A 24,497-nucleotide genomic window follows, 5' to 3' on the forward strand; every position below is an offset into this window, starting at 1 on the left:
AACAATGAAAAAAAATATAATCATGACTTTTGTAATGCTGTTAACATTAACCATGTTTTCGTGCACAAAGAAGGCCGATATTGAGGGAATTGAACCCAAACTACCCCCACTGCAACTAAGCAGCCTGGGATACCAGCAAGTGAGCCCTTTTACCATATCAAATACAGTTTTGCAGTTGAATTTTGGGGCAACTACTACTAATATGACTACAGGAGCGTTTAAAGTAGACATCCTTAACGGCTCCACAGTTATTAAAACCGTTAATTTTGCTGCCTGGACTGGTAAAGATGAGTCATCAACCGGTACTACTACCAACCATACCATCGACTACACTTTGCAATCAACTACTTATAGTAGTAATACGAGTGTTTATGCGGGCACAATTAACCTTAAACTAAGTCTTTTGGGCCTAACCAATGGTGGAACTTATGGTGTAAGAGCCACTGCCTATAATGCAGACAAGTCAAAAAGCTCATCTATAACACAAGCGTCTTTCTTTAAGACAACAGCACAGTAAACTCAATTAACAGAATTGAGGCTGCTTACAAAAAGTAAGCAGCCTCTTTTTATTTATATGGTCACCTGCATATTAAGTTTTGATTAAACAATTTCAATAATATTATTATCTGAAAATTATATCTCATATTTGCAAGCTAATTAGTTTCAATATTGATCCGGTCTGCTTTTATAAAGTCTTTCTTTTTGCTGTTAAGCATTTATATGCTTTTAATAAGTCCGGCAATTTTTGCTTTTCAGGGTGGCACACCTCATATTCATAAGCCAGGTTTAAACGCTTCTTTTGTTCATGCCAATTCCTGGGAATCAATTTCTCATTATCATTTTACAACACCAGCACCTATTAGATTAGCCATTAAAGACCTGGCTATCATATTTTATTGCATAGGTTTTTTACTCTTTACTTCAAGCAATCTTACCGCTGCTTTAAGAAACCGTTTATATAAATATCCCATTATACCCGGTTCAAGCGGCATTTACCTTCTCATTCGAACACTTCTTATCTGATATAAACAAAAAATACATTTAATACCCCCCATTTCAATGTATCTTATTGTTTTATGTGTGCTCTCTGCTAAAAACAGGAACAGAGCGTTTTAGTGATTTTATTTTATGAATTTCGGAGAAGAGTTTAGCTTGGAATTAAAGCTGGCTAATAAATCATATCATCAATATTTAAGTAAATTTTTTGGACAAAGCGATATCAGGCAACATTATCAGATCATCATACAGCTGTCGCGTTTTGGCGGCAGAATGACTCAAAAAATGTTATGCAGAAACCTGAATATCGAACGCTCGAATATGGTACCTATCATCGATACGCTTCAAAACAATGGGTACGTAACCCGTGAGATGAATAATAAAGACCGACGAGGCAAACTTGTTTTACTTACTGAAAAGGGAAACAAAATTTTAGAGAGTTTGGAAACAACTTTTCAGCATTTTGAAGCAAATATTATACAGGGTTTAACCTGGCAGGAAATGTATAACTGCATTCGCGTTTTGAAGGTGATTAACATGAATCTTGGAGATATTTTAAGTGAAGACAAATTAGATTTAACTACAGCAATGTAGAGGGGCTCTTTACGGTAAGCAAGTATTTAGTATAGCCATGTTATGCTAGTCTTTTATTTACTTCATCCCAGTTTACTACATTCCACCAACCGGCTATATAATCGTTGCGTTTGTTCTGGTATTTTAAATAATAGGCATGCTCCCAAACATCCAAAGCCAATAATGGCGTGCCTTTTACCTCAGCATTATTAAATAACGGATTATCCTGGTTTGCAGTGGATGTTATTTTTAAAGTGCCGTTGTCATTAACCAGCCATGCCCAACCCGAGCCAAAACGGGTAAGGGCAGCCTGGCTAAACAACTCTTTAAATTTATCTACAGAGCCAAATGAACTGATGATGGCATCTTTCACTTTACCATCCGGCCCGGTAGATATGCCTGGCTTTAAACTCTGCCAAAAGAAATTGTGGTTCCAGGCTCCGCCGCCATTGTTGCGGGCTTTGGCCGATAGTTTGGATGCATTATCGAAAAAGTTCTTTTCAGAAGAAAAAGTCAACTTTTCGGCTATTATTGCCTCATTTACATTTTTAATATAGGCGGTATGATGTTTTGTATAATGTATTTCCATGGTAAGCGCATCTATGTGTGGTTCTAAAGCCTTATAATCAAACCCTAACGGTACTTGTGTAAATTTCAAGGGTTCATCTGCATTAGCCAGATGATGATTTCCGGTAACTGATGCCGATGCACTGTTTAAAATTGCCGGAACGCCTATCGTAGCTATTACCGTTGCTTTTAAGGTATTTTCAATGAATTTTCTGCGACTGTTTGTTTTCATGATATCATGTTTTAGAGGGTTAAGTAATTAAAGCAGCCCGGAACGGGACCGGGCGTGCTTTAAAGCACACGCTATTAAATCACTTATATAATGTGCTGTATTTTAGTTATGCGTTAGGATAGTTGCACCTATGGCTGCGCTGCCCGGTGTTCCGTTAATGTAAATGGTATAAATTTTACCGGCCTGTAAGCTAATGTTGCTCAATTGATTATTCAGTATGCTTACTGCTGAGTGATCGCTTGTTTTGCTTACCTGAAAATTAAGCGTACCCGCATCTATAGTAATAAATGGCCCTATTGACCAGGTGTTAAAACCAGCTCCTGATAATACGGAACCTCCTGCCCTGCCATATGCGGTATTGGTAAACAATGCGGTTTGCCCTGCTATACCAAAATCAACATTCGGGCTGCCCGGGGCCAGGTTCACAAACCTTATTTTGGCCTTGCCTGCCGTTGGTACGGCCAGATCATCATAAAACAGGATCAGTGAATCGGCAGTTGCCTTGGTATTTTTAATGGCGAACACCGTATGGTAATAATTGGCTATAGGGCCATTAGGCCCTCCGCTGCTGGTGAATGTAGCACTGTTACCAAACTCACGCGATGCTTTATAAGAGGTATTTGTACCCTCGGTAAAGTTGATCTGCACATCGCCAAACTGCGCATCCAGATAATCTGATTTACCATTAATAGGTATCGCAGTTTTGGTTACCTGGGTGGTATACGTCCAGAATTGTATGCCCACGTTAACCGGCCGGGCATTTACAAAGCTGATATGCGCAGCAAGCGGAGGTCTGTCCGCAGCGTTAATATCAAGATAATCAGCCTTTTTGCAGGATGAAGTAATCAGAGTTAATACTCCTATCCATAATAACAATCCCTTTGACCGCGAAATGAAAGCTATACTGTTCATGGCTTTTTTATTTATAAAATATATTTTGTTCATGTTTTGAAGGATGAATGATTAAAAATGGGCTGATAACCTGACAAATGGCTGAATACCCGCGCTGCCATTTTGAATACCAACCACGGTTGGGTTACGCAGGCCGGATATAGTTGGATCGGTATAATCTCCCAGGCTATTGAATACATTATTTACCCCAACGGTACCTTGTAGCTTGGCGGTAAATTTATATCCTACCGATAGGTCGGTTACCCATATGGGTTTAAGTCGCTGATAAAAATAAACAGGGTTAAGCGGATCGGCGGCACTAAGCTGTGTTGCTGTAGTAACGCTGCCAAAGTATACGGTGCGGGCCAGGAAAGTAAATTTATCTATGCTGTAAATACCCTGCAGGTTAATTTTTTGACCGGGAATATTAGTGGTTACCCTGGCACGCTCTCCCGGGCTCAGGATCACGTTCTTGTAGGCTTCCAGGCCTTTTGGGGTATTTACTTTGGTTACTTCGTTCTTAGCAAAATTACCGCCGAATAAAAAGTTGATATTCCCTTTGTTCAGCAATACGTTATAGCTGCCTGTAAACTCAATCCCTTTGGTGCGTGTACTAAATTCGTTATAAAAAAAGTTAGCCTGAGCCGCACCGGTTTGTTGAAATAATGCCTTTACATCGGCAGGCAGATTGGCATCTGTAGCTGTAAAATTGCCCGTATTACCTACCCGGTTATCAATATTAATGAGGTAAGCATCCACAGTTAACTCCACATTACTGCCTGGTGCCGAGGTTAGACCAATGGTATATCCTTTTGACTTTTCGGGTGATAGTTTGGGGATACCGAGTGCCCTTGCCGCAGCACTTTGATTCGATGCGGTCAGGATATCAACACCCCTCCCTTGCTGAAAGGTAGTAGATACCGAAGTGTAATATGATTGTGCCAGATCTGGAGCGCGGAAACCGGTATTGGCAGATCCGCGCAGGTTTAACCAGGGTGCAAAGGTATACCGGGTTGCGGCCTTCCAGGTAAATACATTACCAAAATCCGAGAAATACTCGGCTCTTCCTGCGGCTGATACCAGCCATTCTTTAGTTACATTCAATTCAACATCGGCATAACCGGCAGTTACGGATCTATTTACATCAACCGCATTCTCGGGCCTGAAACCCAGGTGGATCTGTGAACCAGCTGCAAGGCCATTCAAGGAAGTAACTCCTGCTGATGATAAATAGGGTATGCCTCCGGTGGTTGTATCTATGTCGACGATGGTGCGTTGGTCGGCTTTGGAATAGGAAGCTTCTTCCCCTGCTTTGATCTGGAAGGTCTCCACCCGGTGTTGCGCGCCAAAGGCAATGTTGAGCCCCTTTAGTATTTTATCAAAATAGCGGGTAAAATCTAAAGCAGTGGTGTTTTGACTGGCATTATAACTACCGGCATCAAAACTGGTAGGACTTTTTAAACCCAAACTGGCATTCAGTGAATTATCAACCCGGTTGCCAAAAATATTTTTACCATAAACATTGGAGAAATCGACATTCCAGTCGCCTACTTTACCTTTTAAACCTATGGCTATGGATTCATCTACAATGTTGTTTTCCATGGCCGGTAAAAAACCGTCGGGATAAATAAAGTTGTTGTTCCTGGATGTCCAGCCCGGTAAACGATACGTTGCTGTAAACTGCGAATTACGACTGCTGATACCACCAAAAGCATATAATTCAGCTGAGTTTTTTAAGGGAAGCCCAGCATTAAAAAACAACAAAGCATCCTGACCGGCATTGGATCCGCTGGCGCGCTGATCAAAAAAATGCCTGTCGATACCGCGGCTTTTTAATATAGCATCGTCAATATCTTTAGTATAAATAGCATCGTAGCCCCTAGTATTGGCACCGCCACCGTATATCGGGCCATTATAAAGCCCGGCATCAGCCTTACCTGATGGCAAAGAAATAGCCTGAGTAGCATATTCTGTAGTAACGTTAATATACCCTCCGTTGCCCAAACCTACGCCATAATTTACATTGGTACGTGTTACTGCGCCATCACCACGACGGCGTGTGCTTCCGGTGCTGCTTACAGCCAAATCATCTGTTTTTTTCTTCAGCACAATGTTGATCACCCCGGCAATAGCGTCTGATCCATACTGGGCCGCAGCACCGTCACGCAATATCTCAATGCGATCAATGGAGCCCGTGGGTATGGAGTTCAGATCGTATCCGGTTGACCCATTACCCAGGCCTCCATAGTTTACGTTGGCGCTTTTATGTCTGCGTTTTCCGTTAACCAACACCAATACCTGATCCGGGCCGAGGCCACGTAACTGAGCCAAACTCAATGCCGATCCCGCATCACCGGCATTACTGCCATTCACCGAGTGGAAGGATGGGGATATGTACTGCAGTATCTGCGTTACACTTACCTGCGGTGCCGACTCCAATAAGGGTTTAATATCAATAACATCAACAGGCGATGCCGAGTTGAGTTTAGTACGATTAGCATTGCGCGAGCCAACGATCTGCACTTCATTCAAGGCATTACCGGCAGGTTTCAAGCTAATATTAAAGTTCTTAATACCGTCAATCTCTACCTCCTGACTTTCAAAACCAATAAACGAAAACACCAGGTATTTACCATTACGTATCACTATCTCGAAAGAGCCATCGGCTTTGGTAACCGCTCCCTGGTTAAGACCTTTTACGGTTACCGACACACCCGGCAAGGGCGCTTTATCATCTGCGGAGGTTACTACTCCGCTTACCGTTCGTTTTTGTGCCCATACATTTTGCCCGTAAAGCAGGCTGAGAAATAAAATTAAGCGTACAATTTTCTTCATTTTACAATAGTTTAAAGGCAAAGCAGCGGCCCGGGCAAGGCGAAAAACACCTGCCAGCACCTTACTGATACCCAGATCAATTAATTATTTATATAGGGGATTATATTTTCAATTAGCGGCGATCTTTTGTTTAAAGCGGTCGTCGGTGAGTGCTTTTAAAAATTCAACAATGTCATCAATTTCGCTGCTGCTGAGGTTTAAAGGTTTATCAAGTGAGAGGTCGCGGTTAATACCATCCTTAACTACAGCCGAAGGGTCATTATAATATTCCACCACGCTGCGCAGGGTTTTAAACTTGCCATTATGCATATAAGGCGCGGTAACAGCCACATTGCGTAAGCTCGGGATCTTAAATTCGCCGTCTTCCGTTTTATTTTTGGTGATCACCGAACGGCCCGGATCGTTCAGATCCTTCCCGTTATACAGGCCGATACTTTTAAATCTGTCGGCTGTAAAATCTTCGCCCGAGTGGCAGTTGTTACAATTGGCTTTACCAATAAACAATAACCTGCCACGTGCAGCGGATGCGGATAAGGCATTATCATCTCCATTGATGTACCGGTCATAAGGGCTATTTGAGGTTTCCAATGTACGCTCAAATGAAGCTATAGCCTTAAGCAAGTTATCTTTGTTGGCAGGTGCCTTAAATACTTTTTGAAAAGCCGCAGCATAAACTACATCATCATTCAATCTTTTAACCGCTTCATCCAGGGACAGCCCCATTTCCGTGGGCGATGTGATAGGTCCCATAGCCTGTTCTTCCAAGGAAGATGCGCGTCCGTCCCAAAAAAGATGTGGCCGGCCTGAAAGATTAGTAAGTCCCGGTGAATTTCTGGCAGTGCGGTTACCTTTGATACCCAAGCTAAAAGTAACGGTATCGGCAAAAGCAAATTCCGGCTTATGGCAGGATGAACAACTGATAGTTTTATCCAGCGATAATATCGGATCGAAAAAAAGTTTCTCGCCCAGTTGCTCCTTGCTCTGTACCTCATCCCTGCCGCTCATAAAGCCGGTGAGACTTATTATTAAACTAAATACAGTTAAAATTAATAGCGTACTTTTCTTTTTCATATCAAACTACAGGTATTCCAGAACTTTCGCCGGGGCATACATGAGCCGCTACCCCGGCTACTCGTTCACTAACCACCAAATCCGGCTTTTTTGGATACTTTTTAGCCAAAACAGTGGCCATTCGCTCCATAGAGCGACTTTAATTGTGTTGTATCTTGTTAAAATTTGTTAAAAAACGGGCTTACTGAGCGTTGGCCACCAGGTTCACATTAAGATCAAAATCATCGTAGATCACTTTGTCGCCCAGGTTTTCGAAAAAATTCTTCGACCTGAATTTGATATCATACTTGGTACGGTCGACTGTAATTTTGGCGGTAGCATTTAACTTTTTCCCATCAACTTTTACAGCAGCCGGGAAACTCACATCATTGGTAATACCCTTAATGGTTAATTTGCCTTTAACATCATATTGGTTACCAGATGTTTTAGTTGCGGAAACGATCACAAAATTTGCTTTTGGAAACTTATCAGTACTGAAAAAAGTTTCGCTTTTAAGGGTGCTTACCAGTTTATCGTTCGAGGCCTGATCAGTTAGGTCGGCATCAGTAATGGTATTCAGGTCGATATCAAAAGTGCCACTTTTTAAAACATTATTTTCGGCTGTAAACTGGCCGTTACTTATTTTAACCTCGCCGTTATGATCGCCGGTTGCTTTTTTAGCTTGCCAGGTAAGTTTACTACCCTGATTATCAACCTTAAAACTTTGAGCCTTATAGTGTCTGTGTGCCGAAATAGTTTTTATCGGAAGGTTGGCTGTAGTTGTATTTGGGGTAAAAGCTGTAGCTAAAGTTGCTATAGAAATAATAGCTGCGGAATAAGTTGCGATGGTTAGTTTAGTTGTCATGGTGGATAGTTGTTTTGTATCTGTTTTCAATATGTTAAATGTTACCCGGTAAAGTATTAAGCTTTACCGGGGTGTATTAATGATTATTTACCTTTTTGCGTATTACTTTGAGAGTCTACTGCCGATGCACTGGCCGGAACTGGTTCTGCGATCAGTTCATCTAAAAGCTTATTGAATTTCTGCTCGTAATCTGCATAATACTTGCCTGTTACCGTGCCGGTATAACCTGTGTATATCTCCCTTACATCACCTTTACGATCGATAATGATTGTGGTTGGGAAAGCTATAAACTTATTCAGGGCAGGTAATTTTTGCGATACCAGCTTTTTATCGGCCAGGCCACCAAACAGGATATCGTACTGGATATTGTATTTCTCTTTCAGTTTCCCTAAGGTATACTGTGCATACTTCAAGCTGTCTTTTTGCTCAAAACCTATGGCTATGGCTTCTACACCTCGATTGTGGTTTTTGTTAAACCAAGGCGATAGAAATACCGTCTGATCTGTACAATTGGGGCACCAGGTACCAACAATCTCAATGATGGTGACCTTGCCTTTATACTTGGCATCGCTTAATGATACAGGCTTGCCTGTTAAATCTGGAAAAGTAAAATCGAGCTTTTTGTAACCCTCTTTCAAATAGGTAAGTTTGTAGGGATCAGGCAACTCGGCTTTATCATCCTTCACGGCATCAAACTTGGTATTATCATAAATTCCCTGTCCTATCTCTCCGCTTAAAGTACCATCGGCATTGATCTTTCCTTTATAGATTTTGGGACTCGGTCCGGTAAAACCTGATAGCTCAAATTCATCGCCCTGAACGGTACCTTCCAGCTCCCGGCTATCACCGGTTACCTGCATAATAACACCGGTAAGCTTGTTACCTGTTTGCTTTAAAATGGCTATCTTATTAGGTACCTGTTCTTTTGAATAAACTTTAAGCTCCCATTTACCGGTTAAGTTAGCTGCAGGAGCTACATCCTTACCTGGTTCAACAAAGCGGTAGCTTTTGCCATACTCAGCTATAAAAGGCAAGGAATTGCCTCTGAAACCAGGTACCAGGCTACGATATTCACCGCTCAGAGTCCCGTCATCTTCTATTTTGGCAACCAGGGCAGCATCATAGGTATTCATTTTTATAAATACCGAATCTTTGCCGATACGCTGCACATGAAAATTATCACGGCGGCTTCCATTAAGCAAGGTAAATACGGCATGTTCGGCATCTTTACCTTTAAACTCAAAGTTGAATGGTACTTTTGATTCGGCCACGGTAAATACGCCACGCCATACACCTTCTTTTATAAATTTTGCAGAAGGTGGGATATCTGCAGCTACGGCGGCTCCGCTAAACAACAAGCCTACTGTCAGGCATTTGAATGAAGTAATCAGATTAAGTGTTTTCATTTGATTGATTATAGATAGGTTAATAATGTTAGTTTCCCGGATGTGTAGCCGAATCTTTTACTGCTGCACTTTCAGGTGCAGGTTCAGCTATCAGTTTATCCAGCAGCTGGTTAAATTTCTTTTCATAATCCTTGTGGTATTTACCGGTTACCGTACCTGTATAGCCGGTATATATTTCGCGCACATCGCCATTTCTGTCGATAATAATAGTTGTGGGGAATGCAATGAACTTATTGAGCGCAGGGAGTTTTTGAGCAACTAGCTTTTTATCTGCCAAGCCACCAAAAGCTATATCATAGTTGATAGCGTATTTTTCTTTGAGTTTACCCAAAGTATACTTGGCATAATCAAGACTGTCTTTTTGTTCAAAACCAATGGCTATAGCCTCTACCCCACGATTATGGTTTTTATTGAACCATGGCGACAGGAATACAGTTTGATCTGTACAGTTAGGGCACCACGTACCTATAATCTCTACAATCACCACTTTTCCTTTGTACTTATTATCGCTCAGCGACACGGGTTTACCGTCGATACCCGGGAAAGAGAAATCAAGCTTTTTATAGCCTTCTTTTAAAAATGTAAGCTTATAAGGATCGGGCAATTCCACTGTTTCATTTTTGGCGGCATCAAACTTCAGATTTTTGTAGATCCCAAAGCCTTCTTCTCCGCTAATGGTACCATCGGGATTGATTTTTCCTTTGATAATAAACGGACTTGGGCCTGTAAAGCCGCTCAGGGCAAACTCGTCGCCTTGAACAGTACCTTCCAGCTCACGGGTGTCACCTACTACGGTCATCACAACCCCAGTAAGTTTATTACCTTTTTGTTTTAAAATGGCGATAGATGCAGGGACGGCTTCCTTACTATAGGTCTTGATTTCCCATTTACCGGAAAGATCTGCCTTTGGGACAACATCTTTACCAGGTTCCACAAAGCGATAGCTTTTACCGTATTCGGCAGTAAAAGGCAGTGAGTTGCCTCTGAAACCGGGTACCAGGCTACGGTATTCGCCACTTATTTTACCATCGTCTTCAATTTTAGCTACTAAAGCCGCATCATAGGTATTCATTTTTATGTAAACAGAATCTTTGCCTATTGCTTTCACATGGAAATTATCACGGCGCGAACCATTGATCAGCGTAAATACGGCGTGTTCGGCATCTTTACCTTTTAGTTCAAAATTAAAGGGTACCTGCGATTCACTTACTGTAAATACACCTCGCCAAACACCTTCTTTAATAAATTTGGAGGGAGGATTTTTATCCGCAGCTAACGTTGCGCCGCTGATCAGCAAACCTAATGACAGGCATTTTGCTTTAGTTAAATAATTGTGAATGTTCATATTTTTATAAAATTTAGTTATTGGAAGTTTTACTATGATAATTGCCGGATTTGAGATTTGGGCACAACAATCCCATGGCCCTGTTAAAGACCGGAAAAAGCACACAAAAAAATTTTAGCTGTTAATGCTTAAAACCAAAAGGCAAACTGAATACTGCAACATCGCAAGGCTGATGCTGGTCGCACATAAGATTGTAGATACTTTAATGTTTTCATGACAATAGTTAATTTATATTTCTAAAAAAATTTCAGAAAAAAGTTTAGCACTTATTTCAAGCTGAAAAGTTGCTGAAGATCATCGAGACTTCCTCTCCCTTCGTCTTTATAAATCAACTAATTAATGGTGGGGTTAATTAGAATGCTGTAAAGATAATAACAATTTTTATAATTACAAGTAAATCTATAGATTTAGTATAATATTTTTAGTTTAGTTCAATTTTTAATATAATCAACATCCTGGACTGTACAGCACACGCCTGTTTTACCACCATAGCAAAGCAACGCACTTAGTACAGCCAGGATGTTGATCTTATTTCAGGATCAATTTCCGGGATGAACTGTGCGAATTAACAATACTGGTAACAACAGAAAAGGATGCCACCATTCTGTATGTGAGCGTTAGTGAGAGAATTCATTTTCAGATTCATGGTATTTGTTGTATAAGCCGGACGCAAAATAGGTGGTTTAGATAACCTTCAGTTTTGCTATCCATTTAACAGCTCAGTTGGTGGCGATTGATCTGTTAAACTATATTAATTTAAGTATTACGCTTTTTTATTTTACCGGGATACTAAACTCAACCTCCTCGGGCGGCAAACATTGCTTATCGCTGCATACCATATAATTTACGGTACCATTAACCGATGCCTGCCCGCTTTTAAGCTTTATTTTTTGTTGAAACGTAACCGACTGTTCAAAGTACTGCACATTCATGCTAAAGGCTTTTTCATACTTATTTACTGCTTTAGGCTCTGAGGTATTGCCATTTAGTATATAATTATCGCTTTTGGTAAATTTAAAAGAAGTACTTATCGGTCCGCCATCGGCAAGATGTTGTGAGTAAATATGCCAGCCTTTATCAATGGTTGCCTTTATAAATACAATAGCTTGCTCGTTATCGATCTTCTTTGCCCCGTACGACCATTTTACAGGTGCCAGGATCTGTGCATAAGAAACCGTGCTGATGATATATGTTAAGAATACTAGTAATAGTTTTTTCATTCGGGGTAATGTGCTGAAGATGTAGGTTTATTTTATTGCTGAACGCTTCAATTGTTAGCAACAACAATGCATATCTGCATGATAGGCACTGATTAAGGTTTGATAGGTTTTCATTTATAGCCAGGTTATAATTTTTCAGTTATCAATTTGTATTCTATAAAACTTACCGGGGACAGAGCTGTAGAGATATTTATATAAACCTGTAGCTTCTTATCTTTCCCCTTTAGCAGGAGCAGGAATTAGCACCTTTTACATCTTATAAATTTTGTACAGGTTGCCAAGACTTCATGGGGCCTTTCCCTCCGTCTTATCTCGATAAGTATTAAAGAACTGATGTGGCAAATATATAATTAAATCTATAAATCCTATAGATTTAATATATTTTATTTCTTATCATTGCAAAGCAGGTAGCCATTGATTAAACAGCTCCTCATCAATCATTCTTTAAGATAATTATTTACCATCAAAAAAATGCCCGATCAAAAACCAAAACAAACAGCCCTTGGCGATGTAGCTGCCAGACAGTTAGCAGTAGCAACACGTACCGTTCCGCAATTGTCAACCATTACACCACGATGGTTAACACATTTATTAAACTGGATCCCTGTTGAATCTGGCGTTTACCGGTTAAATAAGGTTGTTGATGCCAACAATGTAGAGGTTGATTGCTCATCGCGTGATGAACGCGAGCTTCCATCAACTTTTGTTGACTATGAAGAAAATCCACGTGAGTATAACCTAAGCGCTGTTAACACGGTGCTGGATGTACATACACGTGTTTCTGACCTGTACAGCAAACCTTATAATCAGATCAGCGAGCAACTGCGCCTTACTATTGAAATAGTTAAGGAAAGACAAGAGAGCGAACTGATCAACAATCCTGAATATGGTTTACTGAGCAGTATTGCCCCATCTCAAAAAATTAAAACAAGGCTCGGCCCTCCTACTCCCGATGATCTGGATGAACTGATAACCAAAGTTTGGAAAGAACCAGGATTTTTCTTGCTGCATCCACTGGCCATTGCGGCGTTTGGTCGCGAATGTACCCGCCGGGGCGTACCGCCGCCAACAGTATCGCTTTTTGGCTCGCAATTTATTACCTGGAGAGGTATACCGCTTATTCCATCTGATAAATTACCTATTGTCAATAATAAATCGAAGATCATTCTTCTACGTACTGGCGAAAGCAGGCAGGGTGTGGTAGGGCTTTACCAGCCAGGTCTTCCCGGAGAACAATCGCCCGGTTTATCCGTGCGTTTTATGGGTATCAACAATAAAGCCATCGCTTCTTATCTGGTTTCGCTTTATTGCTCCCTGGCTGTTTTAGTTGATGATGCCATTGCTGTTTTAGAAGATGTTGATTTAGGTAACTATCATGAGTATAAATATTAATCCAGACAATATACCCAGCGCACAGGAACTGGAACAGTTGGCCAATCAGCTTTTTAAAGCCGGTCCAACAGGTTTCTTCAGTCATTCTCCGGCATTTACCCCGCAAAGTCAGTCCCTTTTGGGCGAGCTGCCTGATATTAATTCCTTTGAAGCTCCTGCTGCCCCTAATCAATCTATTCCGCCCAGTACCATTGGTGGGGGCGGAATTTCGCCATCAGCCATAAACCAGGGAAATGCCGTAAATCTGAAAGATCCGCAAACCAGCTTTACCGATCCTAATTTAAATGGTAGTCAACAAACTTCACCCTCTGCGCCTGCGTACAGCTCGCCTGCTTTTGGAGGGCAGTTACCGGCACAACAGGGATTTAATTATGATTCTTATTTAGAGAAAACAGACCTGATCTCCCATAATCCAACAAAGCAGCAATTTCCTATCGAACAGTTATCTGTAGTTCCAGACAACCTGCTACAGCTTCCTTATCAACAGGATCAGCATTTTGAAACTGAATTGCGAAAAGTGCTTGATGGAATAAACACTTCCAGTCCCGGTATTTCCGTTCCTTTTAACGGGGCACCGTTAGCACCGGAAATACCATTCTACTTTTTAAATGGCAACCATGGTTTACCGAGCGTAAAACCCACGGCTGATAAAGCATCAAAAGCGGGGATCAGTAATATTATAGATCTCCCTTTTGATGTAAATATTATCCGGCGCGATTTCCCGATATTACAGGAACGCGTTAATGGCAAACAATTGGTATGGCTTGATAATGCTGCCACTACGCAAAAGCCCAAACAGGTAATTGACCGCATCAGCTATTTTTATGAGCACGAAAACTCCAATATCCATCGTGCCGCCCATGAACTTGCGGCAAGGGCCACTGATGCCTATGAAGGCGCCCGCAGAAAAGTACAGGCCTTCCTGAACGCAGCCTCCATAAATGAGATCATTTTTGTACGGGGGGCCACAGAAGCCATAAACCTGGTAGCCAAAAGCTGGGGCGAGCAAAATCTGCAACCCGGTGACGAAATTGTAGTAAGCCACCTGGAACATCATGCCAACATTGTTCCGTGGCAGCAACTGGCAGTAAAAAAGGGTTTGAAACTAAAAGTTATTCCGGTTGATGATGATGGGCAGATATTGCTCGACGAATACGTAAAACTGCTTGGCCCTAAAACTAAACTGGTTTCATTTACACAGGTATCAAATGCTTTGGGTACCGTTACCCCCGCCGCACAGATCATACAACTGGCGCATCTGGCAGGGGCCAGGGTTTTGGTCGACGGAGCTCAATCGGTATCGCATATGCCAGTTAATGTACAGGCACTTGACGCTGATTGGTTTGTTTTTTCGGGGCATAAAGTTTTTGGCCCAACAGGTATTGGGGTGTTATATGGCAAGGAAGATCTGCTTAACGAAACGCAGCCATGGCAAGGCGGCGGTAATATGATAAAGGATGTGACCTTTGAGCATACCCAATACCATGACGCTCCCGCCAGATTTGAGGCCGGAACCGGAAATATTGCAGACGCAGTTGGCCTTGGAGCCGCTATTGATTATGTTACCCGGATAGGCATGCTTGTTATAGCAAAATATGAGCATTACCTGCTTGTATACGCTACCCAGCTTTTAAAAGAGGTTAAAGGTTTACGTTTGATAGGCACAGCACCAGACAAGGCAAGCGTAATATCATTTGTATTGGATGGTTATAAAACAGAAGACGTTGGCGCGGCATTAAATAAAGAAGGTATAGCGGTTCGTTCAGGCCATCATTGTGCGCAACCTATATTGCGCCGTTTTGGTGTCGAAAGCTCGGTGAGGCCGTCATTGGCATTTTATAATACCTGTGCCGAAATTGATTTGCTGGTAAATACGCTTCACAGTCTTAAACGATAAGCCATTACATGAAAGACGATAAATTCGACAGCTTTATTGAGCTGCTTTATCAAACCCATAAAGCAGAGTGGGAAGCTACACCATCCATCCGCGATTGCGTTGGGTGGTTGTTTGATCTTTTTGAGTTCCTGTTTCCGAATAACCGGTCAAACAAATTATCCATTTATGGCGGTCATCTGAAGAAAAACCAGATCGACCTGGAGAACATCCTGCTCAGTTACCTTGATCCACGGAATATCGATATACAAAAAGCGGTCAGTCTTTTTTATAATTCGCTCGACGAGATTTACCAGGACTTACGCCATGATGCGTCGATGATCTATGAAAATGATCCGGCTGCTATCAGTGTTCATGAGGTTATCGTTTCCTATCCTGGGTTTTATGCTATTGCGGTTTATCGGATAGCTCATAAACTAACACAAGCTTCCATCCCCATTTTACCAAGAATATTAAGCGAGCACGCCCATGGTAAAACCGGGGTTGATATCCATCCCAAGGCAGTTATAGGCGTCCCTTTTTGTATTGATCATGGTACAGGCATAGTAATTGGGGCAACCAGCATCATAGGTAAAAACGTCACTATTTATCAGGGGGTAACACTGGGTGCATCACAGGTAAGCAAGGTATTATCAGATATCAAGCGCCACCCAACGGTTGAAGATAACGTGATTATTTACGCACGCAGCACCATATTGGGCGGCAGAACAGTGATTGGACACCATAGCGTAATTGGCGGGAGTGTGTTTTTAACAAAAAGCGTTCAACCATACTCACATGTATTTAACACGCATCAGCTTAGGATAGAAGTAAAAGAAAACCTGCAATAATTACCCATCATGATTTCCAAACTCAGTTCGGCAGAGATCGTACATTTTTTGCTTATACTTTTAATTATTCTTATTCCGGCGCGTTTGCTGGGGGAGCTTTGCCGCAGGTATAAATTACCGGCCATCATAGGCGAAATTTTTGCAGGTATCATTGTAGGACCTACCCTTTTGGGATTATATTTTCCGGATCTGTTTAAAGGTATTTTCCTTACCGCACCTCACTCCTTTGAGGCATTTGACGGGATAGCCAATATTGGTATCATTCTGCTGATGTTCATTGCCGGCTTTGAGGTAGATCTGAAACAGATCCGTCAAAATGGTAAGCAGGCTATCAGCATAAGTCTTACCGGCATCCTTTTTCCATTTGCTATAGGCTTTGGCTCGGTTTGGTTTCTTTACCAAAGTCATTTCGCCAATGGCTTTAACAACCAGCTGGTAACGTCGCTTTTTTTTGGTACGGCGTTATCCATTACTGCCCTTTCTGTTATAACCAAAATATTGCTTGACCTGGATATCCTGAATACCCGCATTGGCAACATTGTACTTACCGCCGCTATGGTTGATGATTTTTTAGGCTGGATACTGTTTTCGGTGATCATCCAGCTCATGAATGCCGGTAAACAGGATGCTTCTTTCTGGAAGGTAAGTACCGTTATAGTTTATGCCATTTTTATGCTCACTGCAGGGCGCTGGCTAATGCATAAACTACTGGCATTTGCTGGTAAAAAAAATAAACCTGGCAGGGTACTCACGGTTGCCGTTTGCTTATGCCTCATTAGCGCCTGTATTACAGAAGGACTTGGCGTACGTGGTGTTTTTGGTGCTTTTTTAGTTGGCGTAGGAATCAACGACTCCGAATACTTTACCGAAAAACATAAACATGTGCTTCATCAGTTTACTATCAATGTGCTTGCGCCCTTATTTTTTGCTTCAGTTGGCTTAAGGCTCAACTTTATTGCCAATTTCAACCTTGAAGTTGTAACCATTATCCTAGTCATAGCATGCCTTGCAAAGCTTGTAGGTGCAGGGATAGGCAGTATACTGAGCGGGATGAGCAAAAATGAATCAATAGCCGTTGCTTTCGGGATGAATGCCCGTGGTTCACAGGAAATTGTTTTGGGCTTGTTAGCTTTACAGGCAAAAATAATCAACGAGCCCGTATTTGAAGGTTTGGTAGTGATGACCATAGTAACCATGATTATATCAGGCCCCATTATGAAATACTACTTTTTAAAGGAACAAAATTTAAAACCAGCTACAGAATCAATTACTCCGGATTATCTCCCCTTACGTTAGCGCCTTAATCAATTTGTTTGTTATTCATTTGGGAATACTTTCCGCTTTGGTACCAGGGCTTTTGAGGGCGGTTTGCGGGAAATCCGTATTTTTCGCGATAAGCCTTGCGTTCGGCGGTAAAATCCCACCAGCGTTTACTGTCGTCGCGATTTTCAATATAATGTATCAGCAAACGATAGGAATCCTCCACGCAAGGATCGGCCCAGGTACCGCAGTGCTGTTCAAAAGCATTAAAAAGCTCTACTGCTGACCTTCCTTTGAGTTGCTCCAGCTTGTAGTATCCCTGGCTGATGAGCTCTTCTGCAAAATTAATACCCAGCAATGGTATACTTTGAAATTCCGCAAGCGCGTTTAATTCCCGGGCCCGTTGAACAGAGGCCTCCAACAGGGTGGCAATCTCATCCGGGGCGTAGTCCTGCAATAATTTTTGGCTTACTTTTTTAGCTTTCAATATTTGCTTTTCCGCTAAGGTCAATCTATAATTAATCTTCTTTTTCATAGCCTTTCTACATAATTGATGATAAAATTAGCCAGTTGTTCCTGCTCTCCGACAGATAATAGGTCGCCATCATAAATCCAGTATCCCTTTTCATCAAATAAAATGCAGCCCAGGTTATCAGGCTTTTCTTCAAAAGCAGTGTATAACTGATAACATTGAATTACTTTGCCGGGCAGATGGCCGGGCACTACCCTTATGATTTCATCGGGGCCATTGATTCGCTTTACAAAAGCTTTAGCCTCCCTGGTCAGATAGCTATGCGTAGTCATTTTTTAAGGGTTATAATTTTTTTCCAAAGATAAATAAAATACTAATATTTTTAGTATTAACTTTACAGCCCGTGATTTAATATGCCAAAAACTAAAGCCAACATCTTTAACCTCCTATTTAAAAACCTTTCTCCTTGAAAGCTCTTTTCATTTAGGATGAATTCTATGGATAATGCTATTATTGTAAACGAATGAGTGAACTTAATCCCGCGATGCAACTGGCCGCCGATTACCTGGAATCAACCAATACGGTTGTTTTCCTTACAGGTAAGGCAGGTACAGGAAAAACCACTTTCCTGCAAAACTTAAAGCATACCTCGAAAAAGAAACTGGCCGTAGCGGCTCCTACCGGCGTTGCAGCTATTAATGCGGGTGGCATGACAATCCATTCCTTATTTCAATTGCCATTTGGGCCGCTTTTACCCGGTGGGAATGACCGGCCAGACACTCACTATAGCCAGGAAAAGAAGGAACTACTGGATAATCTGGAACTGTTGATTATTGACGAAATTAGTATGGTGCGGCCCGATGTATTGGATCAGATTGACCTGATATTACGGAATATTAAAGAATCTTCTCATCCTTTCGGTGGTGTACAACTATTATTGATCGGGGATCTTTCGCAACTAAGCCCCATCATCCGTGACGAAGAATGGGTATTATTAAGCCGTCATTATGCCACTCCTTATTTTTTTAGTGCGCTGGCCATGCAAAAGGCATCTTATGTCCGCATAGAACTGAACCACATCTACCGTCAAAAAGAACAGGCCTTCGTTGATATCCTGAATGAAGTGCGCAACCAGCAGATCAGCGAGGAAAGTTTAAGGTTATTGAATGCCCGCTACATACCCGAATTCAGACCAACCGCCGATGACCCTTACATTACGCTCACCACACACAACAATATAGCCCAGCAGGTAAATACAGAATTTCTGGAAGCTTTACACGGGCAGGAATTTGAATTTGCAGCCACCATACGTGGTGATTTTCCTAAGGATGCCTATCCCACCGAAACCAAACTCAAACTCAAAATCGGCGCGCAGGTGATGTTTGTAAAAAATGATGGCTCGGCCGAAAAACTATATTATAATGGCAAGATCAGTACTGTTAGCCGCATAGAGGGTAATACCGTATTTGTTCAATGTAACCTGAACGATAAAGAAATTGAGGTGGAAGCCGCGGAATGGACGAATGTTAAATATCAAATGGATGGTGAGGCTATCAATGAAAGTAATGCCGGCAGTTTTGCACAGATCCCGTTAAAACTGGCATGGGCTATTACTATTCATAAAAGTCAGGGCTTAACTTTTGATAAAGCTATTATTGATGTGAGCGAGGCTTTTGCCTCGGGACAGGCCTATGTGGCGCTGAGCCGTTGCCGTACTTTATCAGGTATGGTTTTACGTAATCCTATCGGCGCCCATAATATTATCGGCGACCCGGCAGTCATCCGCTTTAACGAGCAGGCCGTTTTAATCACACCCGATGTTAACACACTTCAGCGCGACCAATTGCTATATGAAAAGTATTTACTCGGTGAATTATTTAATTTCAGTGCGCTGCAAACCAGGCTCAAAGGTTTCGAAACACTGCTTCCTGACCTGGAGAAAGACATTATCAGCATAGCTGCTAAATTTGCCAAACAGCTCAATGTAGAACGAAGCGTACAAGCCGCTGCTTATTTTCTCGAAAAACTAACTGCCGCTACCGAAAGCCTGTATCAACAATTACCAGAGTTGATAGGGCAATCAAAAGAATTAGCCAAAAAGGCAGACCAGCTTATTGTTTGGTTGATGAACCGGATACGGCTGATGGAATATTTTGCGCAAATTCCGTTTACAACAGCCTCTTATCTGGACAGAACCAAAGACAAAGCTAAAACCCATGACCGCTCCTACCTGAAGGCACTGAACGCCCCACCCAATGAAAAACTATACGAACAAATGTTGGAGTGGCGAGAAAAAATGGCAATAAAAGAAAGCATTATGCCCAATATGGTGCTTTCTGAGAAGACCATGTTGGCCATAGCCGAAAAACTACCCGATACGCTTAAAGCGCTGAGCACCATCAAAGGAATCGGTGTGCAAAAGGCGACGCAATATGGACCGGACCTGATCAGTTTGATCCGTACCTATCAACATGAATTACAAAGTCCCGGAACAGAACAGGTAAGCTTATTTTAAGCCCCCGAACGGATTTCCCCAAAAGAAATAATTTGATATGTTCTTACCTATGACAAAAAAGAGGCCGTCTCGAACTTTCGAGACGGCCTCTTTACAATTATTTTCAGTAATAAATTATCAACCGCCAGTATTTGCTATCAGCGACGCAGGTATGGCTTTTTTGTTTACAACTACCGATATGGTATTTATGGCAAAATAAGGCATGCTCACATATAAATACCCAGCAAAAGGGCTTGCTCCTTTACCCCATGAATTTTTCACTATAAAGTACTCGTTGCCTTTGCTGTCTTTGGCAAGACCGGTTATTTGCATCAGGTGATCATCCTGGGTAACCTGTCTGTCAAACAAATCCTGGCGAATTTCGGCCGTTGGAGTTTTCTCTGTAAAAGTTGCAAAATCTTTTGACTCGTCATCCTTATCAACCCATTTGGCAAACCCTTTTTTCATCTGGAAGCCTTTGTTGCTCACATCTGCATCCCAGGCAACTGTATAACCTTGCAGTATAGCCTCTTTAACGCTTTTTATAAACTCATCAAGCGGTAAATTATAAAACATGTTGCTGTTATAATTATCAGGAACCTCGATAGCAAAAGTGGTATTATAAGGATGATGCTGGAAAGATGTTAACCCTATATAGCCCGAAAGTTTAAGCGGAACAAATTCTGCCGCGTACGATTTTGGAGTATAGGTTTTTCCATTATAGCTAAAAGTTTCTGGTGGTGCTCCCAGGTAGCTGTTTAAAATTGATTTATAGTTAACTTTCCAGGATGCTGGAATGGTATCGGGGTTGTTTTTTAACAAATCATCCAGATAGGCTTTTAATTTAGTTTCCATTTGCCCGTCGTGGTTTAATACCGTATCGCGCCCCACACCTGGATAAATTTCCTGCGGCATAGAACCAAAATTATCAGCAGCAAACATCACATCCTGTTGTATACCACCTTCGGTAAATCGGGTATTACCGCGCCTGCGAATGTATTTTTCGGCTTTATCTATATATAAATTATACACCGTGTAAACTTCAGAAAGGTCTGGGTCTTTTTCCTTCTTAGCAAGCATTTCACTTTCTACAAGCGACGTAGTGGCAAAACACCAGCAGGTTCCGGAGTTACCCTGATTTTTAACCGCCGTTGCCTGGTTGTTTTTAATAATTGTAAACTCGGGCTTTGGTGTAGCCAGATTAAGTTTAGTATTGGGTTCTTGCGCAAATGCCCCAAAGGACACGGCAGAAAGTACCAAAATTGAAGCTATTTGTTTCATGTTCTTTTTAGTAAAAGAATAAATGTATCAAACAATTCAATTATAAAAAAACTAAAAATCACTTATCCTATCATTTAAAAACAAAACACCTATAATAAATTAGGTAAAATAAATGTACCTATCATTAAATGAAACACATAAATTTATCGATTTAACAGCACCAATTATTTCCTAAATTTTAACCTTATGCTAAAACTTTCTTTTAACCTGCTTTTTGTCGTAGTTTTTTTAGGTATACTTCGATATTTCGCAGGTTCTTTTTTACAAGAAAATCATCCGCAAAGTAAGTATGCTTTGCTAAATCGAAACCAGGCATCAAATGTCGGGCAAAAAGATACCACACGTGGGCCTGATGGATTAACCATTACCAGGTTTGCCGGCCCTGATCTTACACCAAGTCCGGCCTGTATAGCAACAGCGCCAACAGGCGAGGTATATGTTGGTGTAGATATGATAGGATCCCTGGGTAAAACTCCCGGGAAAGGAAAAATCATCCGGTTGGTAGACAGTGACAATGACGGCAAGATAGACAAGCATACAGAATTTGCCGAGGTTGACGACCCTCGCGGTATCCTGGTTATGGGCGATCAGGTTTTTGTAATGCACACCGTTTTTTCAAAAGAAACTGGTAAGGCAACCGGGATGAACCTGGAAGTTTTTACCGACAAAGATCATGACGGTATTGCCGACGGGCCGCCAAAACCGCTTATTGAGCATATCAGTAACGCCCATATGCTGGCCGAACGGGGTACAGACCATGCTACCAATGGCATACGCATGGGTATTGATGGCTGGATATATATTGCAGTGGGCGATTTTGGGTTTCATGATGCTATAGATCGCAGTGGTAAAAAGCTAACCATGCTGGGTGGCGGTATTGTTAGGGTACGGCCCGATGGAACCGAAATGGAGATATACACTCATGGAACACGAAATATCTACGATGTTGCTATCGACCCCTATATGAACGTTTTCACCCGGGATAATACCAATGACGGTGGAGGATGGAACATTCGTTTTTCTCATCACATCCAATCCGGCGAATACGGCTACCCTGTATTGTTTCAGCACTTTACCGATGAGATCTTGCCCGCCCTGGTTGATTTAGGCGGCGGATCAGGCACAGGTTCCTTATTTATGGACGAGCCCACCTGGCCCGAAAAATACAATCATGTACCTATGACAGCCGACTGGGGAAGAAGCGAGCTTTATATTAACCGTTTAAAACCCGATGGCGCCAGCTTTCAGCAAAAAGAAGAAGAATTTATCCAGTTACCGCAAATTACCGATTTAGATGTAGATGGATCCGGAAGGCTCTATCTATCTGCATGGGATGGCGCTGGCTATTCCGGCGATGCAGCTAAAGGCTATGTGGTAAGAGCTGTACCCAATAACTGGACCTACAAAGCTTTCCCTGATCTTAAAGCGGCTTCGGCAAGCGATCTGGCAAACTTATTGAAATCAGCAAGCGCAGTGGCCCGGCTAAACGCATCTCAGGAGCTTCTGAACAGACCAGAAGCAGGTAAACTATCGCTCGAAATTGCAAATGATGCAAGCCTGCCACTATACACTCGCGTAGCTGGTGTTTACACTTACGCCCAGGCAACCCGCGAAAATGGAATACCGGCATTAGTACTGCTTACGAAGGATAAAGATTTACGAGAATTTGCTTTAAGGGCATTGGCCGACAGAAAAGCCGGTATTCAAAACGTGCCCATTGAACCATTTTTAGCCGGATTGAAAGATCCATCCGAACGGGTTCATGCAGCGGCTATTATAGGGCTGAACCGCCTGGGCAGGATAGCCGCGGCGCAGGCCTTATTGGCAACACCGGTTCCGGCTTCTTTTGTGGCGCCAGCCAAAAATGAAGAAGGCCCTCATGCCAAACCGAACTCGCCTATTATACTGCCGCACCTGGCGGTAAGGGCATTGGTGGGCATGAACGCCGTAGATGCTTGTGTTAGCGCGATCGGCACTCCAAACTCAACCCTGGCTTTATGGGCCTTAAGATATATGTATGATGCTAAGGCCGTTGATGGCTTAATTAAAGCCTATGCCAGAGTGAAGGATGATAAAACTAAAAAACAGATATTGGTAACCCTATCCCGCCTTTATAAAAAAGAAGCCGATTATGATGCTTCCTGGTGGTGGGGTACAAGACCCGATTCGCACGGACCAATTTACAAAGGGGTAACCTGGGATGGCTCTCCGCGGATTGAGCAATTTTTAAAAGCTCAGTGGACAAAATCGAGCCCTGCCGGGAAACAGTTTTTCGCCAATTTAAATGCCCGTCATCAAATGGGGATTACAGCGTTTGGCGGTGAAGAAAAAGCTGCCGCCACGAAAGAAGTTAAGATTGACCTGGCCAAGATTACCAACAAGAAAGGCCAGATCGGAAAAACTTCTATCGAAGATGTCATGATCATGATCGCTAAAATAAAAGGAGATCCTTTAAAAGGAAAAGCCCTTTTTGCGCGTCAAGGCTGCATCGCTTGTCATAGCCTCACCAGAGGCGAAAAGCTGAAAGGTCCGTTTATGGGACAAATCGGTTCCATTATGACAAGGCAACAAATTGCCGAGTCGATTCTTAAACCAAGCGCGTCAATTTCGCAGGGTTTTGCCACCGTTGTGATATCTGCAAAAGGAAACAAAAACTATATGGGTTTTATTACCGAGGAATCGGCCCAAAAAATAGTGATGCGGGATATAACGGGTAATGTTTTCACCATCAAAGCTGCTGATGTGATCAGTCGCAAGGAATTGAAAACATCCATGATGCCAGTAGGTTTGGCCAACGCACTATCATACGAGGAATTCGCTTCGCTCATTACCTTTCTTTCCCAACAGAAGAATTAATTATTTGTTAAACGGACGAAAAATCGTCGTAAAAAAAG

Annotated in this window: 19 protein-coding genes and 2 riboswitches; of the genes, 8 read left to right on the plus strand and 11 right to left on the minus strand. The window is 42.1% G+C overall.

Annotated features, from left to right (window positions below; all coding sequences use genetic code 11):
* Positions 1 to 4 precede the first annotated feature (4 nt).
* Together G7092_RS07995 and G7092_RS08000 are read left to right on the plus strand one after the other, a co-directional pair.
* The gene (locus G7092_RS07995) at positions 5 to 517 is read left to right on the plus strand and encodes a hypothetical protein (RefSeq protein ID WP_166087949.1); all 513 of its coding nucleotides are present in this window, start codon (positions 5 to 7) and stop codon (positions 515 to 517) included.
* A 611-nt stretch (positions 518 to 1,128) separates the two neighbouring features.
* Positions 1,129 to 1,590, plus strand: a complete 462-nt coding sequence (locus G7092_RS08000) for a MarR family winged helix-turn-helix transcriptional regulator (protein ID WP_166087951.1) — start codon at positions 1,129 to 1,131, stop codon at positions 1,588 to 1,590.
* Positions 1,591 to 1,630: 40 nt separating this feature from the next.
* Here the strand turns inward: G7092_RS08000 and G7092_RS08005 are convergent, their stop codons facing one another.
* From G7092_RS08005 to G7092_RS08040, 8 genes are all read right to left on the minus strand, one after another.
* Positions 1,631 to 2,368 (minus strand): superoxide dismutase, encoded by a 738-nt coding sequence (locus G7092_RS08005; protein WP_317169988.1) that lies wholly within the window; start codon positions 2,366 to 2,368, stop codon positions 1,631 to 1,633.
* A gap of 102 nt (positions 2,369 to 2,470) precedes the next feature.
* A complete protein-coding gene (locus G7092_RS08010) occupies positions 2,471 to 3,313 on the minus strand; it encodes a DUF4397 domain-containing protein (protein WP_166087953.1) in 843 nt (280 codons plus the stop codon).
* Positions 3,314 to 3,331: 18 nt separating this feature from the next.
* A complete protein-coding gene (locus tag G7092_RS08015) occupies positions 3,332 to 6,094 on the minus strand; it encodes a TonB-dependent receptor (protein ID WP_166087955.1) in 2,763 nt (920 codons plus the stop codon).
* Positions 6,095 to 6,202: 108 nt separating this feature from the next.
* Positions 6,203 to 7,165 (minus strand): cytochrome-c peroxidase, encoded by a 963-nt coding sequence (locus tag G7092_RS08020; protein ID WP_166087957.1) that lies wholly within the window; start codon positions 7,163 to 7,165, stop codon positions 6,203 to 6,205.
* 181 nt (positions 7,166 to 7,346) lie between these two features.
* Positions 7,347 to 8,009 (minus strand): YceI family protein, encoded by a 663-nt coding sequence (locus G7092_RS08025; protein WP_166087959.1) that lies wholly within the window; start codon positions 8,007 to 8,009, stop codon positions 7,347 to 7,349.
* A gap of 83 nt (positions 8,010 to 8,092) precedes the next feature.
* Positions 8,093 to 9,415: a peroxiredoxin family protein gene (locus tag G7092_RS08030; protein WP_166087961.1), complete on the minus strand. Its 1,323-nt coding sequence runs from the start codon at positions 9,413 to 9,415 to the stop codon at positions 8,093 to 8,095.
* 28 nt (positions 9,416 to 9,443) lie between these two features.
* Entirely contained in the window at positions 9,444 to 10,760 is a 1,317-nt protein-coding gene (locus G7092_RS08035) for a peroxiredoxin family protein (RefSeq protein WP_166087963.1), read from the minus strand.
* Positions 10,761 to 10,985: 225 nt separating this feature from the next.
* Positions 10,986 to 11,090, minus strand: a riboswitch (SAM riboswitch).
* Positions 11,091 to 11,533: 443 nt separating this feature from the next.
* The gene (locus G7092_RS08040; RefSeq protein ID WP_166087966.1) at positions 11,534 to 11,980 is read right to left on the minus strand and encodes a protein-disulfide reductase DsbD N-terminal domain-containing protein; all 447 of its coding nucleotides are present in this window, start codon (positions 11,978 to 11,980) and stop codon (positions 11,534 to 11,536) included.
* Positions 11,981 to 12,187: 207 nt separating this feature from the next.
* Positions 12,188 to 12,302, minus strand: a riboswitch (SAM riboswitch).
* Between the two features lie 149 nt (positions 12,303 to 12,451).
* On the opposite strand from G7092_RS08040, the gene G7092_RS08045 reads away from it, so the two are divergent.
* The 4 genes from G7092_RS08045 to G7092_RS08060 are packed head-to-tail and all read left to right on the plus strand — an operon-like array spanning position 12,452 to position 17,392.
* Positions 12,452 to 13,372, plus strand: coding sequence for a family 2A encapsulin nanocompartment shell protein (locus G7092_RS08045; RefSeq protein ID WP_166087968.1), 921 nt, complete (start codon positions 12,452 to 12,454; stop codon positions 13,370 to 13,372).
* The gene (locus tag G7092_RS08050; protein WP_166087970.1) at positions 13,356 to 15,269 is read left to right on the plus strand and encodes a family 2A encapsulin nanocompartment cargo protein cysteine desulfurase; all 1,914 of its coding nucleotides are present in this window, start codon (positions 13,356 to 13,358) and stop codon (positions 15,267 to 15,269) included. The genes G7092_RS08045 and G7092_RS08050 overlap by 17 nt, the downstream gene beginning before the upstream one ends.
* Before the next feature lie 8 nt (positions 15,270 to 15,277).
* Positions 15,278 to 16,096, plus strand: coding sequence for a serine O-acetyltransferase (locus tag G7092_RS08055; RefSeq protein WP_166087972.1), 819 nt, complete (start codon positions 15,278 to 15,280; stop codon positions 16,094 to 16,096).
* 9 nt (positions 16,097 to 16,105) lie between these two features.
* Complete coding sequence (locus G7092_RS08060) at positions 16,106 to 17,392, plus strand: cation:proton antiporter (RefSeq protein ID WP_166087974.1); 1,287 nt, start codon at positions 16,106 to 16,108, stop codon at positions 17,390 to 17,392.
* Positions 17,393 to 17,396: 4 nt separating this feature from the next.
* On the opposite strand, the gene G7092_RS08065 is transcribed toward G7092_RS08060, so the two are convergent.
* A complete protein-coding gene (locus G7092_RS08065) occupies positions 17,397 to 17,891 on the minus strand; it encodes a helix-hairpin-helix domain-containing protein (protein ID WP_166087976.1) in 495 nt (164 codons plus the stop codon).
* A complete protein-coding gene (locus tag G7092_RS08070; protein ID WP_166087978.1) occupies positions 17,888 to 18,160 on the minus strand; it encodes a hypothetical protein in 273 nt (90 codons plus the stop codon). The genes G7092_RS08065 and G7092_RS08070 overlap by 4 nt, the downstream gene beginning before the upstream one ends.
* A 191-nt stretch (positions 18,161 to 18,351) precedes the next feature.
* On the opposite strand from G7092_RS08070, the gene G7092_RS08075 reads away from it, so the two are divergent.
* Positions 18,352 to 20,343 carry an HRDC domain-containing protein gene (locus tag G7092_RS08075; RefSeq protein ID WP_166087980.1) on the plus strand — a complete coding sequence of 664 codons (1,992 nt, stop codon included), beginning with the start codon at positions 18,352 to 18,354 and terminating at the stop codon, positions 20,341 to 20,343.
* Between the two features lie 117 nt (positions 20,344 to 20,460).
* Here the strand turns inward: G7092_RS08075 and G7092_RS08080 are convergent, their stop codons facing one another.
* The gene (locus G7092_RS08080) at positions 20,461 to 21,603 is read right to left on the minus strand and encodes a C1 family peptidase (protein ID WP_166087981.1); all 1,143 of its coding nucleotides are present in this window, start codon (positions 21,601 to 21,603) and stop codon (positions 20,461 to 20,463) included.
* Positions 21,604 to 21,789: 186 nt separating this feature from the next.
* Between G7092_RS08080 and G7092_RS08085 the strand changes: the two genes are divergently transcribed.
* A complete protein-coding gene (locus G7092_RS08085) occupies positions 21,790 to 24,459 on the plus strand; it encodes a DUF7133 domain-containing protein (protein ID WP_166087983.1) in 2,670 nt (889 codons plus the stop codon).
* Positions 24,460 to 24,497: the final 38 nt, after the last annotated feature.

Source organism: Mucilaginibacter inviolabilis (assembly GCF_011089895.1).
GTDB classification, from domain to species: Bacteria; Bacteroidota; Bacteroidia; order Sphingobacteriales; family Sphingobacteriaceae; genus Mucilaginibacter; species Mucilaginibacter inviolabilis.